This is a genomic window from Shewanella sp. GutDb-MelDb (genome assembly GCF_002836075.1).
Classification (GTDB): Bacteria; Pseudomonadota; Gammaproteobacteria; order Enterobacterales; family Shewanellaceae; genus Shewanella.
Genome location: NZ_PJBM01000142.1, coordinates 1 through 15,157, shown reverse-complemented (window position 1 = coordinate 15,157; position 15,157 = coordinate 1). Strand labels below are relative to the sequence as shown.

The window sequence follows — 15,157 nt, the reverse complement described above, 5'->3', positions numbered from 1 at the left end:
ATTTCAATTTAGACCAACTGCATCAAACTCTGCTGAGCTGACACTCGCATAACCACTATTTTAAAAGTATAAAGCCACCTTTCGGTGGCTTTATAGACTGTTCATCGAAATTTACTTTTAACCCACTACTTAGGGAGTGACGCTTGATGCGCTTGGATAAATTCATCCATTTCAACTTGCGCCCGTAATTGAGCTGTAGCCAACGTATCGTTTGTATTCATGGTCTCTACCACTTCGTAGTAACACTTAATTTTTGGCTCAGTGCCTGATGGCCTAACAATGACTCTGGCGTCATTATCAAGGCGATAGATGAGTACATCACTGGCAGGCAAACTAATATCTTCTTCGCCTCCGTCTGCAAACAAGCGTTTACCTAGGCTGATATCGTCGGTCGACACCACTTTGTGTCCTGCTATCGATTGTGGTGGATTGTCACGTAAATAAGCGCCAATATTGGGCGTTGTCGGTTTTAGCGCAATACTTACCTGGCTATTAAGATGGAACCCATGCTGTTGATATATTGACTCTAATCTATCCCAAATCGTTAGCCCTTTGCTTGCAAGCTCTGCGGTCAACTGTGCAAAGCCAACTAATGCTGATAAACCGTCTTTGTCCCACACCATGGTGCCAAGCGTGTAACCGAGCGCTTCTTCATAGGCAAACAAAAATCGATTATCGTCTGTTTGTTCGGTCATACCGACATTGGTCAGCCACTTAAAGCCGGTTAACGTTGTGCGACAAGTCGCGTCTAAACTGGTGGCAACTTTAGATAAAAGACTCGATGACACAATCGTGGTGCACGTGAATCGCTGATTATCGGGTGCATGTGTCAGTAAATAGTGGCCAAATAACACCCCGACTTGATCGCCAGTCAGCATTTGGTAATCACCATCCGATTTACGGACAGCAACGGCAAAGCGGTCCGCATCTGGATCGTTGGCACAAGCTAACATTGCGTTGTGCTTTTTAGCCTCCGCCATCACCATATCCATCGCCCCCTTCTCTTCAGGGTTTGGAAAGTTTACCGTTGGAAAATCACCATCGGGCAGCGCTTGAGCCGCGACAGAATAGACCTTGGTAAAACCAGCGTCTTTGAGCACATCAAGTGCCATTTCATTACCCACGCCGTGCATAGCGGTGTAGGCGAGACTCACCTGCTCTGGCGCTGTTTGATGTTGTAATACCGGTGATTGATGCACGCCATCACGATAAGCTTGATAAAAATCATCTGACAAAATCTGTAAATGACCCGCGATTAATGCGTCATCTAATGAGGTGACCTTTATCTGCTCGTTGGCGGCCTTTTCAATACACGCCGCGATACCACTGTCATGCGGTGGGATGATTTGCGCACCATTGCCCCAATACACCTTATAACCATTGTATTGCGGGGGGTTATGACTGGCTGTCACCACAATGCCAGCGGCTGCGCCAAGGTGTAGCACACCAAATGCGACGAGTGGGGTCGCGGCAATTTTTTTCGTAAGGTAAACCTTAATCCCTAATCCACACAGCACACCGGCGGCATCTTCAGCAAACTGTTGTGAGTCATGGCGGCCGTCATATCCAATCACTACACCGCGCGTGGCAATGTCACTGACTTGTGCCATTAAATACGTCCCCAGCCCTGCAGATGTTTGCTGTACAACTAAACGGTTCATCCGAGTCGGTCCTGCGCCCACTACGCCTCTAAGCCCTGCGGTACCAAATGCTAAACGCCCAGCAAAGCGAGCTGTGATAGCTTGTTCGTCACCCGCGTCAATCAAGGCTTGTAGCTCTGCACGCATTAGTGGGTCAGGGTCATTCTTAAGCCAATGCTGTACTCTAAATTTTAACTGCGTATCCATGGTTCACTCCAGTTTGTACCCGCTAGATAACCGTTATTAGTTTTATGCTCAATACTCGATAAGCATAAACGGCTACTGCAATTGAAAACGATTAGTATCCACACTAAGCCTAGCCCAAACAGAGAACAAGATAATTTGCATTAAAGTTTTTACATCAAGTAAATGTCCGCTCAACGCGACTCATTTATCAACCGCCCAAATTCCAATACGCATTACAATTGGTAATCACAGCCAATAGATAGTGGTCGCAGCGAGGGTCACTGATAGTGTAAAATGGCCGCACAAACATTGATGACTGCGTAATAGAAAAATGAGCCTGCTTAAAACTGAATGCCATATCAAGGTCACAGATCCCGAAATTGATGCGGTGAGTCTGCTGTCACAACAAACTGAACTCAGTAAACAGGCAATAAAACAGGCAATGCAAAAAGGCGCTGTTTGGCTGACACACGGTAAACAAACTAATCGCTTGAGACGCGCCAAAAAAGCGTTGAATCAAGGCGATGAGGTGCACCTCTATTACAATCAAGCAGTGTTAGACGAACAAGTCGAAGCGGCTGAGTTATTATTTGACGAAGGTCAATACAGTGTATGGTTTAAGCCATTTGGCATGCGCTGCCAAGGTTCTAAGTGGAGCGACCATAGCACGATTAATCGCTTTGCCGAGACTCACCTAGAGCCTGCTCGTAGCGCCTATATTATCCATAGGCTCGATCTTGCTGCAACTGGGCTTATCGTATTGGGCCACAGTAAAAAGATCACTGCCGCCATTGCTAAGTTATTTGAAACACGCGCGTTAGATAAATATTATCAGGTGATCGTAGAGGGCGAGTTTTCTGCCGCAAAGGTCACTATCGACAGCGAAGTTGATGGTAAGTCGGCGCTGTCATACGCCCACCGACTTGAATACAACGCCGAGCTAAATCAATCTAAAGTACAGGTGAAGATTGAGTCTGGCCGAAAACACCAAATACGGGTGCATATGGCAAGTATCGGGCACCCGGTGGTGGGCGATAGATTACACGGCAATGGCAGTGAAGCGACGCCAAATTTACAGCTCACCTCATGCTATTTAAACTTTATCTGCCCTATCACTCAACAAGATAAAGTCTTTGAACTACCACAAGCTTATCGTCCGCACTTTTAAGTTGACTATAGAGAAAAAAAAGCCACGTTCTATTTTAGAAAGTGGCTTTAATCATTAACACTAAAGTCGTTCTAAGTCTGTACGATTTTAATCAGTACCGTCTCAATGATTATTGTTTTAATCAGTACTGTCTTCGCACCTACCCGCGATTCTTTTCTTGCCAGAAAACATCGCTGAAATAATACCTGGTTGATGACGTACTTCAGCCAATACAACACCGATGATATGCAGCAAGATGAGCAACATTAATAGATAAACACTGTAGAGATGAATGTCTCCCGCAAGGCTTTTATAAGGCTTCATACTGGCTTTTTTATCGAGATTCACTCCGGTATCGTCATAGGCTTTTATGGTGGTAGGATCGACGTTATCAGCGGCGATGTAACGAGTAACCACTCCCGCAAAAGGCGGATAATAGATGTCGGTTCCCGCACGCATCAACCCCGTCGTCATAATCACCACCAGCAGAGTCATTATTGCTACAACAGCGAACTTTCCGATAGGATTATGCCCTATATATTGCGGATTTTCGCCTTTACTCAAACGGTGTCTATAGGCAGTTACATCACTTATTTTGGGACGCATTGTGGAAAATTTAGCAAATCCAGTGCCGACAACGCCCCACACTAACCTGATGATCAAATTAACGGCAAACATATAGCCAATAATGGTGTGTAACTCTTTAAGTTTAATCTTTGCAGCCAAACCACTGATCCCAAGTTCAGACTTAAATAGCATAATTAAACCGACAAACATTAATGCTGTGATTAGCACGACATTGACCCAATGAAAAACACGCACAGGTTTATCCCAAACTTGGTGTTCAACCAATTCATTGGCTACTTTATTATTCATTTTATTACTCATACCATATTCCTAACGCCCTAACATTGCTGAGTTGTCATAAAGGTAATTGATGACCTAAAGTACAAACGCCCGTTAAAGCCACCATTTTAGTTATATTATTGCTAGCAACTTGGAACAACGCTGCTATCAAACTGCTACTAGAAAAAAACCAGTATAAACTGTCAGGTTTAAGTTTCAGTTAATATTCATTAATATTCAACAGAACGTTTTCGCTCAATGCTGTTCAAGCAAACCTAGCCACAGCCCCCGCCACGGTTGGCCTTACGCCAATAAACATCTTTAACATTAAATAATACCCCGAGTGACAGGCTTCACAATAATTATCATCAGCCCGTTCAAGTGCTTACTTAATAATCAAATGCGTTTGATATTGATAGCCATTCTCATTACCATCCATGCCTAATTGAGAATCTTACACAACATAACCAAATTAACTCTAACCTGCGCTTAACATTTGATACGGAATATCGGGATTGGCTTACGTAAGAGCTGTCATCGCAAAGAGCTATAAAGGCTGACCATATGAATACCCAAGTAAAGCTAATTACCGCACTTATTGCTGGCATTTTGCACTCAGGCGCTGCGATGGCAACGACCGTAGATGATGCCAACATCGAAGTCATCACCGTGATGGGTCACCAACAGCATTACAAAACCGATCAAGCTCATGGGGCCATGCGCTCAGATGTGTCATTACTAGACACGCCCCAGTCAGTGGTGGTTATTCCTAAAGAGATAATGGATGATCAATTAGTACGCACATTAGGTGATGCCCTTAAAAATGATGCCAGTGTGTCAATTGGTCGCGTAACCACAGATAGAGAACGCTTTAGCTTGCGTGGTTTTAGTTTGGATGAAAGCACTAACCTGCTTAAAGATGGCCACCAGCACTTTTCTAAGTACAGATTACCGATGGCATTAGTTGAAAATGTAGAAGTGCTAAAAGGCCCATCGAGCCTACTCTACGGACAATCAACACCTGGTGGTCTAGTCAATTTAGTGACTAAAAAGCCCACTTATGATTCATTCTTAACCATCGGTCTTAAGGGCGATGAGAATGGCTCTATTCGGGGATCACTCGATGCTGGTGGCAGCTTAAATGAAGAGCAAACTATTCGTTATCGCGCCGTACTTGAGAAAGAGCAAAATAAAAACTGGCGTGAATACCAAGATGGAGACGCGGCAGAAAGTGACTTCCTAGTCGGTAGTTTGATGACCGATTTTGATATCGGCGACAATCTAACCCTCTCTTTGCACTATGACAAATCAGATGAACTGGCAGGCCAAGACAGCGGTGCCTTAATTGACGATAATGGTGATGTTGTCGGTGGCGACGAGATGATTTGGGACATGCCTTGGACCAAGATTGATGCTCAAAGCGAAAACTATGGGGCCGATATTAGCTATCAGCTCTCCGATGATTGGGAGCTCGCGGCAGGTTATAACAAACAACACAACGAACGTGAGCGTTGGGAAAGTAAACCACAGACCGGCAGTTATGAGCCTGACACTGGCAGCTATAAAAACAAGCCTTACAACAAGCTTGAAGATTGGCAACAACAAGCGTTTTACTTCGATGTTGTCGGTTCAATTGAGCTAGCGGGAATGCAGCATGATCTACTTTTCGGCGGCAACTATGTTGATCACCAATACAGCTCGCTAAAAGTTAAAGGCGATAGTTTTGATGCTAACATCGGCACTGGGTTAACCGTTCCTCAGCAAGATCTAGATTATGCTGATGCCAAAGCCTCTAGCGAAGAATACCAATACTACGGCGTGTTTGCTCAAGATTTAATTTCACTTAATGATGAGTGGCAAGTGTTATTAGGTGTGCGCTACGACCAACAAGATAAAACAGATGCTGACAATAGTTCAGCATTACCAAAGTTCGGTGTCATTTATCATCCAGTCGATAATGCGTCTATTTATGCCAACTACAGCGAGAGTTTTGAGCCACAGGGCAGCGTACTTGACGATGAAGATGGCAGTTATGGCTTAGAGCTCGATCCTATTAAAGGAAAAATGCTAGAGCTGGGGACTAAATGGGAGTTGCTGTCAGGTAAGATCCGCTTAAACGCTGCAGTGTTCAACATTGAACGTGAAAATATTCTCATCAATGAAGGAACTTCAGATGATCCAATTACCACTCAAGGTGGTATGCAACGTCATAAAGGTTTCGAGTTTGGTGCTATGGGCCAAATAAACGATGACCTTTCTTTGATCACCTCGGTCATGTATCTCGATGCTGAATTTGAATCACGTGATGAATATAATGGTAACCGCCCTGAAGATGTCCCTGAGTGGACCGCCTCTATTTGGGCTAAATATTCACTTAATGACAGAATGGCCGTTAACTTAGGCGCATTCTACGAGGGCGAACGCTTTGGCGATGCCGCTAATACCTTCGAGAAGGATGCATATACTCGCATTGATACCGGCATTAGTTATGCTATTCCAGTGGCAGGCCAAGATCTACAGCTTAGAGTGAATATCGAAAACCTATTTGATACTGACTACTTAGGTGGCGGTGAAAACGGTGAAGTGAACGTAGGTAAACCAAGAACAGTTAAATTTGGTATAAGCTACACTTTCTAACGCGGCACCTTAGCTTAAGACTGGCAATATGCCATTAAGCAAAAAAGCCTAGAGTCTTCTCTAGGCTTTTTTATGCTTATCGCTTAATTACGTTATACGTTTATCGCCTGTTTGCTAGATCAATAACCTCTATTAGAGCAGTCTTTGTTACATCACAAATGGCAGGTGACTGATGCTCACTTATGCTGATTATCCGCTAACGGCTTACACATCATACTGTAAGCCAGTGCTCTTCCATCAATTCTGAACATATCGGTTATTTCACCGCACTTAATAAAGTCACTGCGTTGGTAGAGTTTAATCGCGGCAAGGTTATTCGACAACACCCATAAATCGATATACTCAAGGCCAGTGTTTTGTAAGGTCCAACTCTCAATCGACTCAATAAGCTTGCGCCCAAGCCCCTTGCCTCTTACTGATAAATCAACGCCCATGCCTAATAGCGCCCGATGTTCGGTATGAGACTCTGAGTGCGGTCGAATATCAATATGCCCAATAATCTTGCTCTCTTCTCCATCAACGGTCTCACCCTCGACAACATTGCCCTGTACCTCAGAGAAAGCAAGTAGCATTCTACGCCAGCCACTCTGGCCTATTTCACGCTCAATACCCTCTGAAAAACGGCGCTTCATTGCATCCGTCATCTGCGACTCGGATTGGGCTCGAGATAAGGGCTGAAACACCGGAGAATCATCAACACCATTTTCTTGTAGTTGCCGATTAAGGTATTCAAAAAAGGCTGGCATATCATTCTGAGTGGCTAATCTTACTTCCATTTAAATCATTCCTTTTTTCGCGTTAATCTGCATTAGCTGCGGCTGGGCTCAAACGCCTGGTACCTTGGTAGGTTAGCATCTAAATCTTCCCAATTTGCTTTTGACGTCACAAAATTGTGGGATAACGGCCGTTCTATAATATCAGAATCAAGTAAGCCAAGACGGACTCTAATACGGCTAGGGTCTTGTTCATTTGAACTGTAGATTGGTGAACCACATCGACTGCAAAAATGGCGATGACGACCAGGCTTAAAAGAGAAAGTAGTGAGCAGACTCTCACCAGTTAAAATAGTAAATGCATTGCTCTGTACAAAACCATTGGTCGCAAACGCTGTGCCACTGTTTTTACGACATAACGAGCAATGACAATGACAATGAATGATGTCGGTAATACTACCCACTATTTGTACTTTAACTTCGCCACATAAGCACTGTCCTGCGTACATATCAGTTTGCTCCTTTGACTATTCTTTTGTGGTTCTTATTCGATTGCTGTTGTTGAGTTCTAGCGACTACCACTTCATCGTCAGCCCTATCATTACCGCACAAAAGACTCTAGACAGCTTTCGCAGCCCTCAGCTTGAACCGCTCTAAAAATCAGCTTAACCTTAGCTCCGATTCTCTTCAGACACAAAACGACCTATTTCTTTTATTTTTCTTCAGCTGTATTCGCCAGAGCGCTTAGATCTGCGCCGACTATTGCAGATAAATGCACCGATATTCTCTCTATTGGCCAATCCCACCAAGCAATCGCTAATAGCTGTTCAATAGTGCCCTGCTCGAATCGTTGTTTTATCACCATCGCAGGGTTCCCTCCCACCACACAATAAGGCGGCACGTCTTTCGTCACTACTGACTTACTGGCTACAATTGCGCCATGTCCAATATTAACTCCCGGCATAATAGTGGCATCGTAGCCTATCCAGACATCATGGCCAATCTCGGTATTGCCTTTATAGGGGAGATCCCCTGCATTAGGCGTCACCTTTTCCCAGCCGTTACCAAAAATCTGAAATGGGTAGGTGGAGAAGCCATCCACCTTATGGTTGGCTCCGTTCATGATAAACTTTACATCTTTAGCTATCGCACAAAATTTACCTATGATGAGTTTGTCGCCGATAAAAGGAAAATGATATAAGACGTTTTTTTCGAAGTGCTCTGGCCCGTCCGGATCATCAAAATAGGTATAGTCACCAACAATGATATTGTCACTTTCGATGAAATTTTTTAGAAACCCTACCTGAGGAAACCCCTCCATAGGCTCTTTATCATTTGGATTTGGACCAAACATGGTGCCTCCTTCTACTGAGTATAATTTTATCGCTTACTTTCTAGCGTAAGACTAATGTTCACCAAAAACAACGACCTCTTTTGAGTCTAACCACATTGGATATTTGGTCATGACTTTACTGAACATTCGACTCTGTAAATAAGTATTGAGCCACTGCCTGAGCTTTGGATAAGATGATTGTAAATACCATTGGCGTTCAACACGGGCAAACTGTCGAATAAAGGGCACTAGAGCTAAGTCTACAATAGTAGGCTTATCTGACATTAGATACTCTTGCTGACAAAGCCTTTGCTCAAGCTGAACAAGGTAGCTTTCACACGCTTCCCTATGCTCTGGCAATGTCGGTTCATGATAGCGTTTAGCGGCGCGGTAATGCTCTAAATGGCCTTTAAATTCATTATCAAATATCGCGATAATCCCAAGCATCTCATCAAGTACGTTCTGGTTTGCTTTGTCTAAAAAATCATCGGGGTCACTTTGCTCAAATGCCCATAACATCACCTCTAAGCTCTCTTCAATCACTTGACCATTCGAGGTCACCAAAACCGGTACCGTACCTTTTGGGGATACCTCTAGCATCTCTGCGGGTTTGTTGCTTAGCACTAAGTCGCGCAGTTGTACTTGCTGGCCGGATGCATAAATGGCCAATCTAGCGCGCATCGCGTAGGGGCAATTTCTCAAGGAATACAGTACGGGTAATGCCATGATTTTGTTCATTGTTGCTCAATCAGCTCAATTATCAAATGCGAATAATTTACTTTAACGATATTCATTCACAAAATATACGGGTAACATCCCCCCATTAAATTTCTGACAACAAGTTGTAACCATGGATCCAAAGATTGAATTATTAGCACCAGGCGGAGATATCAATGCGATTAAAGCGGCAATTATTGCCGGAGCCGATGCTGTTTATTGTGGCTTAGACACCTTTAATGCGCGTAACCGTGCCGCTAATATTTCCTTTGAGGAACTTGTTGGGATCATTCGTTTAGCACACCAGTATCAATGTGAGATTTTTCTCACATTGAATATCGTGATTTTAGAAAACGAATTCAAAACACTAGCCAAACTACTCAGCAAGCTTGCCAACACCACATTAGACGGTGTGATAGTGCAAGATATTGGCATGTTCCAGCTAATTAAACAGCACTTTCCGACACTGGATGTGCATGCATCCACTCAGCTCACAACGCATAACCGCGGCCAGCTGCCTTTTCTAAAGAAATTGGGTGCATCAAGGGTTAACCTCTCTAGAGAGCTTAACCTGCGGGAAATCACCGAGCTGACAGCCACTGGCCGAGAACATGACATTACCACTGAAGTGTTTGTTCATGGCTCACTGTGCATCGCTTTCTCAGGCTTATGTTATTCCACTTCCGCCAGCGTCGGTAACTCCGGCAATCGTGGCCGTTGTAGCCAAGCTTGCCGTGAAGAGTATGAAACCACTGAGACGGGTCATAACTTCCCGCTCAACATTAAAGACAATTCAGCTTTCTTTGACCTACCAGCGCTGATTGAAGCCGGCGTACATTCGTTTAAGGTTGAAGGCCGTATTAAAGGCGCCAGCTACGTTCATACTGTCATTGATAGCTTCCGAAAACAGATTGATGGCTACCTCAAAACCGGTGAGTTGCTGGAAGATGGCGAGCGCTTATATAAAGTGTTTAACCGCGATCTCACTAACTCATTCTTAAAGGGTGACTTGAACCAATCGATGTTTATCGACAATCCACGTGATAACTCGAAAAACCATCTCAAAGACAAGCTGACTCAAAACGGTAGCCAGTCTATTTCAGTGGTACAAATTCACGATGCAGAGCAAGCGCTGCAAGTCGAAAAGAGTCAAATTCAAGCCAGTGTAGATGATAAGATTAAGCACCTAACGATTGATAAGTTGCCACTCACTCTGGCGTTTTCGGGTCAGCTAGATACCCCACTATCGATTAAGGTGACTAGTCTCGATTTCGTTGTCGGTAAAACCGAGCTTGAGCCACGTTCATTTGTGCTGCATTCACGCAGTTTACTGACTAAAAGCGACGATGCCTCTATTGACCTTGGCGCCATTGAAAAACGCTTTAAGAGTCTCAACAATGCAGAATTCGCACTCAAGCCGATAGTAATTGATGACTTAGCCACAGGGTTAAGTATTCCCTTTAAAGAGCTCACTACCCTTAAAAAACAGCTGCTGTTAACACTCAACCATGGTACGCCGGTATTGCCTGCAGTTGAGCTGCCTAAGCTCACTAAGCACCCAAAACCGCTCAAGCGTGATGGCAGCGAGAGTCTACGGGCTGAATTATCTATTTTGATCTGTGATGAGGCCGATGTGGCATTAGCAGATAACACTGATGCCGATATCTATTTCAAGCTGCCTGACGCCTATAAGCGTGGCTGCACTCAGTATGTGAGTTTTTTGCAGCAAAACCCGCGATTGATCCCCTGGTTCCCATCGGTATTAATCGGTAAAGACTATGATGTGGCATTAAACATTTTAGAGCAGGTGAAACCTGAGCTGATTGTGACCAACAATACCGGTATTGCACATCGTGCCTTTGAACTCGGCATCAAGTGGATTGCAGGGCCATTTTTAAACACCACCAACTCTTATGCACTATTGGCGATGCAGGAGCAGTTTGACTGCCACGGCGCCTTTATCTCAAATGAGATAAACCAGCAGCAGATCAAGCATATTGCTAGGCCTAAGAACTTCAAGATGTTTTACAGCATCTATCACCCCATCTTGCTGATGGCCAGCAGACAGTGCTTCTTCCAGCAAAGTGTCGGTTGTGAAAAACCGCGTATCGATAACGGCTGTATGCTGTCTTGCGACAAATCAACTAGCATCACCAATCTTAAAGGTGACGAGTTTGCCATTGATAAGCAAAAAGCAGGCTACCCAAGTATTTATAATCAAGATCAATTCTTAAATACTGAGATCATTGACGATCTCGCCAATCTGTTTGATGGCTTTATGATTGATCTAACCAACATTGGCGCCGGTGATAAGCCCTCACCTAATAAAGCATTGTTAATCAAAGAGTTCGAGCAGCTCCTCGATGGCCAATCGGCAGCGGTTGCTACGCTCGACAACATGGTGCCACAATCGACTGTACTGCAATATCACAACGGTTTATAAACAGTCGCATTAATCTAATAACGTTTGAGGGGTAACTGGACGCTATTAGTTTGAAGAACACCATTAGATAAACTCGCTATTATAAAAGCCCAATACCGCCGTTAAGCCAGAGTCGTTCTCCCGATTCTGGTTTTTCAATTTAATCCTATAACTGCTAGCTCCTATGACTTTGTATCTCGACTCGCTCCTGCTTCAATTATTCCCCGTTATAAGTGCTGTGTTAATCATCTTGTTTTCTGGCTATATTCCCCATAGAGTATTGGCACAGAAAACCGTCATCCAGCAGCATAATAAACAAAAATAAAGGTAACAAAATAAGTGGATAACATAGCATTAGCAGTCGATTTCCTTTTCGAACACAAATTATTATTAACCGTGTTAATAATAATGACTATCTCAGTCATAAAGCGTTTTATCATTGCACGTATTCGTGGCGATGTTGCTTTTCTTTCTGATGTGCAGCGTAAATGGATGTCACGCACTAAAAACAGCACCTTTTTTCTCATTGTCATTATTCTATTCATGCTGTGGCAAACCGAAGTCAGCAAGTTTGCCCTGTCGGTAACGGCGATTGCAATTGCGTTGGTGGTGGCATCAAAGGAGATTATTCTTTGCTTTACTGGCTCCATACAGCGTGCGAGTTCACGTTCATTTGTGATTGGGGATTGGATTGAAGTCGGAAAAATATACGGTGAAGTGATTGAACACAATTTAATGGCCACGGTGATCCAAGAGATCGATCTGCACCATGGTCAATATCATTTCACCGGTAAAACCGCCACGCTGCCTAACAGTATGTTTTTTACCTATGCGGTCAAAAACCTCAACTTTATGAAGCGCTATGTTTACCATAGTATTACGATTACCGTGGTTGAGTTCGTTAATCTCTACCCGCTGTTTCCTGCGTTAACCCTTCAAATAGAACAACACTGTGAAGACTTTATTGAAGTGGCCAAGCGCTATAACGGTGTAATAGAAAAGCATGCTGGTGTCGACTTACCCGGCAGCGAACCGCATATTCATATCAATAGTGGCCCAACTGGCGAGCAAAATGTGCATATCATGATTTTTTGCCCCACTGAGCGCGCCATGCACTTAGAGCAGCTGATAAGAGAAGACTTTATGATTGCCTATCACCAACACTTTACTCCGCAAAGTGAGCTAAAGGGCGGGCCAAAAGAAGGGTTAAGTATTGATAGCTCGTCGCTAGAAAGTCGTTAGCTATTGCTATTACCTTATCAAAACAGAGCATTTAGTCATTGAATGTAGGCCAATATTAACAACTTCGGCATTAACGCTCGCACCAGTCGCACATAACCTTCTTGTGCGACTGCATACGTTGCTCACAACTATTGAACGGGATAAATTGAATCCATGGGTTTTATGCTACCACTGATGACTTTTTTAGAGGGCGTGTAATGTCGCATAGCCGCATTCCACACTCCAGACGCATTCTCAATTGGAATATTGTTTATTTTGTCATTACAGCCAAAGTGGACCGTAAAGCTACCATCCTTGTTGCGTTCAGCGATTTCTGAATTGATGTTTGCAACGTCGTTAAACATAAAGCCAGCTTTGTCGTAAACAGTAATCGACCAGAAGCCACCAACATTATCAGGATCGTCAAAAGTTGTTGCTTGGCACTCAGCCCCTTCGTAAAACTTAGAAAACTGATAAATATTATCTTTCCAGGTAGCCCCTCCCCAACCTATCGCGGTCCCCATCAGATATTTATCCGGTTCAACATAAGCGGACGTTCCGAACATTTTTTCTGTATCACGCAACCCTGACTGAGTGAAGCTTTCTAATATTGCATGATGAATCTTGTCGTAAGACACTTGATCGTACTTTATCGGCTCGAATGTTCTAGCACTCGTCGCAGAGAGCTTAATTTGATCTTGTATTGAATGAATAGCCGCAAGATCTTGCTCATCACCGCTTTTGACTCCAATGCGAACCAATACATACATGTAATCCGTATAAGATGGTATCTCATGCTCTCCTGCCGTATAAACCATGTCATAGACACGATGATTTTCATCTAAATACATAAGTGAGATATAGCGACCAACCGTCTCAGGTAATGTCACAGTGGCCCCCTTTACGGTATCTATCAGTGCCATTGAATAGAGTGTATCGCGGTTCATGCGAATAACCGGTTGATTATCCACTGGAGGGACTTGGCGCTTGTGATAAAATTTATTTATGCCACCCGCATTTGTTTGAGTAATTGCCATCTGCCGATGAGTTTCAACCACAGGATAATTACTGGTCGTTACAACGAGTTCAGTTGCTATAGCTGGTGAAATCGTTGCGATATTGAAGACGATAATGGCCAAAAAATTCCTTCTACTCATTCTAGTTATTTCCTTATTTGGTTAATTATTAAAAATAACATCCGTCACCCACGAATAGCCAACATACGTTGCTCAAGCAGAGATATCAATACTCTGCTGATCACCCAACATGAGATAAATCCTTTCAGTCTTTTCTTTAGCTAACACTTGGATAATCGCCTTATTAAGGTCAATAACTCAAGCTGCCCCGTAAGATAGGTACCCGAGTATAAGGCGCTAAGCTGGTGCAAAAATGAAGGTAATCGATCAGTACTGATACTGTCGACGATAGTCACGCTAGGTACAAAATAATCCGTTGAAGATGAAGCTATTAATCTAAGCAAAGAAATCAAACTATCTAAAAAACACCGCGGCGCTGATGTATATGGCAACAATGAACTATATCCTGCTCAGATTTAAAGACTGTTTATAGAAAATCTTAAGTGTCTATAAAAATGGAAGATTACCTACCTCAGTCTAATTATCTATATAAGCTAATCCGCTATACTTTATTAAGCATTTCGTAAAACTTAAATTTCAATCAAAAACAAAGTAATTACACGGCTAAGCAATGATAACAATTAATGTCTATTTATCTGTCATTGGCCATAAAAAATGATGGTCAACCATGCTGCTGAAACTCTATTTTAAGGGGTTAGTGATGTTGCAACATCGTTTAATAAGGAATACCAAGAGGTTACAATCAGTAGAGCAACAATTTAAAATCAATTTATTAATTAACATGAGGATTCTAAAAGCCTTAGGGCATCTAAGTCCCTATGCATTTATAACCAACAAGCGTGTGTCACTTACTGCTGAGATCTAGCGATCTGTATCTGACATACGATAGTGCTATAATTATGTATATGGACTATTTTTAAGTTTATCTGTTTTTTGATACTCCATCATTAGGCTGGATGTTCTTAATGAATATTTCACCGCTGTTACAAATGTTGAATTAAATCATCGGTATATAAATTTATGGTTAATCATTTTTCTATTTCTCAGATCGATACTGACGCTTACCCTTTACGACATGAAAATGTCGACAAATTTGCATTAGTTTGTGAAGGTGGAGGCCAGAGAGGTGTATTCACTTCTGGCGTATTAGATGCGTTCTTGAAAGCAAATTATAATCCATTTCATTGTTTAATTGGTA

The 15,157-nt window shown here is 43.1% G+C and carries 11 protein-coding genes and 1 pseudogene; 5 read left to right on the top strand and 7 right to left on the bottom strand.

All coding sequences use genetic code 11. The annotated features are described in order from the left end of the window. Positions 1-125: 125 nt before the first annotated feature. Positions 126-1,847 (bottom strand): phospho-sugar mutase, encoded by a 1,722-nt coding sequence (locus CXF82_RS05920; protein ID WP_102043826.1) that lies wholly within the window; start codon positions 1,845-1,847, stop codon positions 126-128. A gap of 310 nt (positions 1,848-2,157) precedes the next feature. On the opposite strand from CXF82_RS05920, the gene CXF82_RS05915 reads away from it, so the two are divergent. Next, positions 2,158-2,994, top strand: a complete 837-nt coding sequence (locus tag CXF82_RS05915; RefSeq protein ID WP_102043825.1) for a pseudouridine synthase family protein — start codon at positions 2,158-2,160, stop codon at positions 2,992-2,994. Between the two features lie 117 nt (positions 2,995-3,111). Here the strand turns inward: CXF82_RS05915 and CXF82_RS05910 are convergent, their stop codons facing one another. Next, positions 3,112-3,861, bottom strand: a complete 750-nt coding sequence (locus CXF82_RS05910) for a cytochrome b/b6 domain-containing protein (RefSeq protein ID WP_102043824.1) — start codon at positions 3,859-3,861, stop codon at positions 3,112-3,114. A gap of 522 nt (positions 3,862-4,383) precedes the next feature. On the opposite strand from CXF82_RS05910, the gene CXF82_RS05905 reads away from it, so the two are divergent. After that, on the top strand, positions 4,384-6,456 hold the full coding sequence (locus CXF82_RS05905; protein ID WP_102043823.1) for a TonB-dependent siderophore receptor: 2,073 nt from the start codon (positions 4,384-4,386) through the stop codon (positions 6,454-6,456). A gap of 176 nt (positions 6,457-6,632) precedes the next feature. Here CXF82_RS05905 and CXF82_RS05900 read toward each other — a convergent pair whose 3' ends face one another. The 4 genes from CXF82_RS05900 to CXF82_RS05885 all read right to left on the bottom strand — a co-directional run bounded on the left by CXF82_RS05900 (position 6,633) and on the right by CXF82_RS05885 (position 9,240). Then, on the bottom strand, positions 6,633-7,232 hold the full coding sequence (locus CXF82_RS05900) for a GNAT family N-acetyltransferase (RefSeq protein ID WP_101093255.1): 600 nt from the start codon (positions 7,230-7,232) through the stop codon (positions 6,633-6,635). Between the two features lie 32 nt (positions 7,233-7,264). After that, positions 7,265-7,678: a GFA family protein gene (locus CXF82_RS05895; protein ID WP_102043822.1), complete on the bottom strand. Its 414-nt coding sequence runs from the start codon at positions 7,676-7,678 to the stop codon at positions 7,265-7,267. A gap of 203 nt (positions 7,679-7,881) precedes the next feature. Then, positions 7,882-8,523 carry a Vat family streptogramin A O-acetyltransferase gene (locus CXF82_RS05890; RefSeq protein ID WP_102038934.1) on the bottom strand — a complete coding sequence of 214 codons (642 nt, stop codon included), beginning with the start codon at positions 8,521-8,523 and terminating at the stop codon, positions 7,882-7,884. A 51-nt stretch (positions 8,524-8,574) separates the two neighbouring features. Next, positions 8,575-9,240: a glutathione S-transferase gene (locus CXF82_RS05885; protein ID WP_180961175.1), complete on the bottom strand. Its 666-nt coding sequence runs from the start codon at positions 9,238-9,240 to the stop codon at positions 8,575-8,577. Between the two features lie 112 nt (positions 9,241-9,352). Here CXF82_RS05885 and CXF82_RS05880 point away from each other — a divergent pair, with 112 nt between their 5' ends. Both CXF82_RS05880 and CXF82_RS05875 read left to right on the top strand, forming a co-directional pair. Continuing rightward, the gene (locus CXF82_RS05880) at positions 9,353-11,662 is read left to right on the top strand and encodes a peptidase U32 family protein (protein WP_102043821.1); all 2,310 of its coding nucleotides are present in this window, start codon (positions 9,353-9,355) and stop codon (positions 11,660-11,662) included. Between the two features lie 318 nt (positions 11,663-11,980). Continuing rightward, positions 11,981-12,883 (top strand): mechanosensitive ion channel family protein, encoded by a 903-nt coding sequence (locus CXF82_RS05875; protein WP_101093263.1) that lies wholly within the window; start codon positions 11,981-11,983, stop codon positions 12,881-12,883. A gap of 128 nt (positions 12,884-13,011) precedes the next feature. On the opposite strand, the gene CXF82_RS05870 is transcribed toward CXF82_RS05875, so the two are convergent. Then, positions 13,012-14,019: a DUF1254 domain-containing protein gene (locus CXF82_RS05870; protein ID WP_101093265.1), complete on the bottom strand. Its 1,008-nt coding sequence runs from the start codon at positions 14,017-14,019 to the stop codon at positions 13,012-13,014. A gap of 978 nt (positions 14,020-14,997) precedes the next feature. On the opposite strand from CXF82_RS05870, the pseudogene CXF82_RS22545 reads away from it, so the two are divergent. Beyond that, positions 14,998-15,157: pseudogene (locus tag CXF82_RS22545) on the top strand (patatin family protein); the annotation flags it as partial.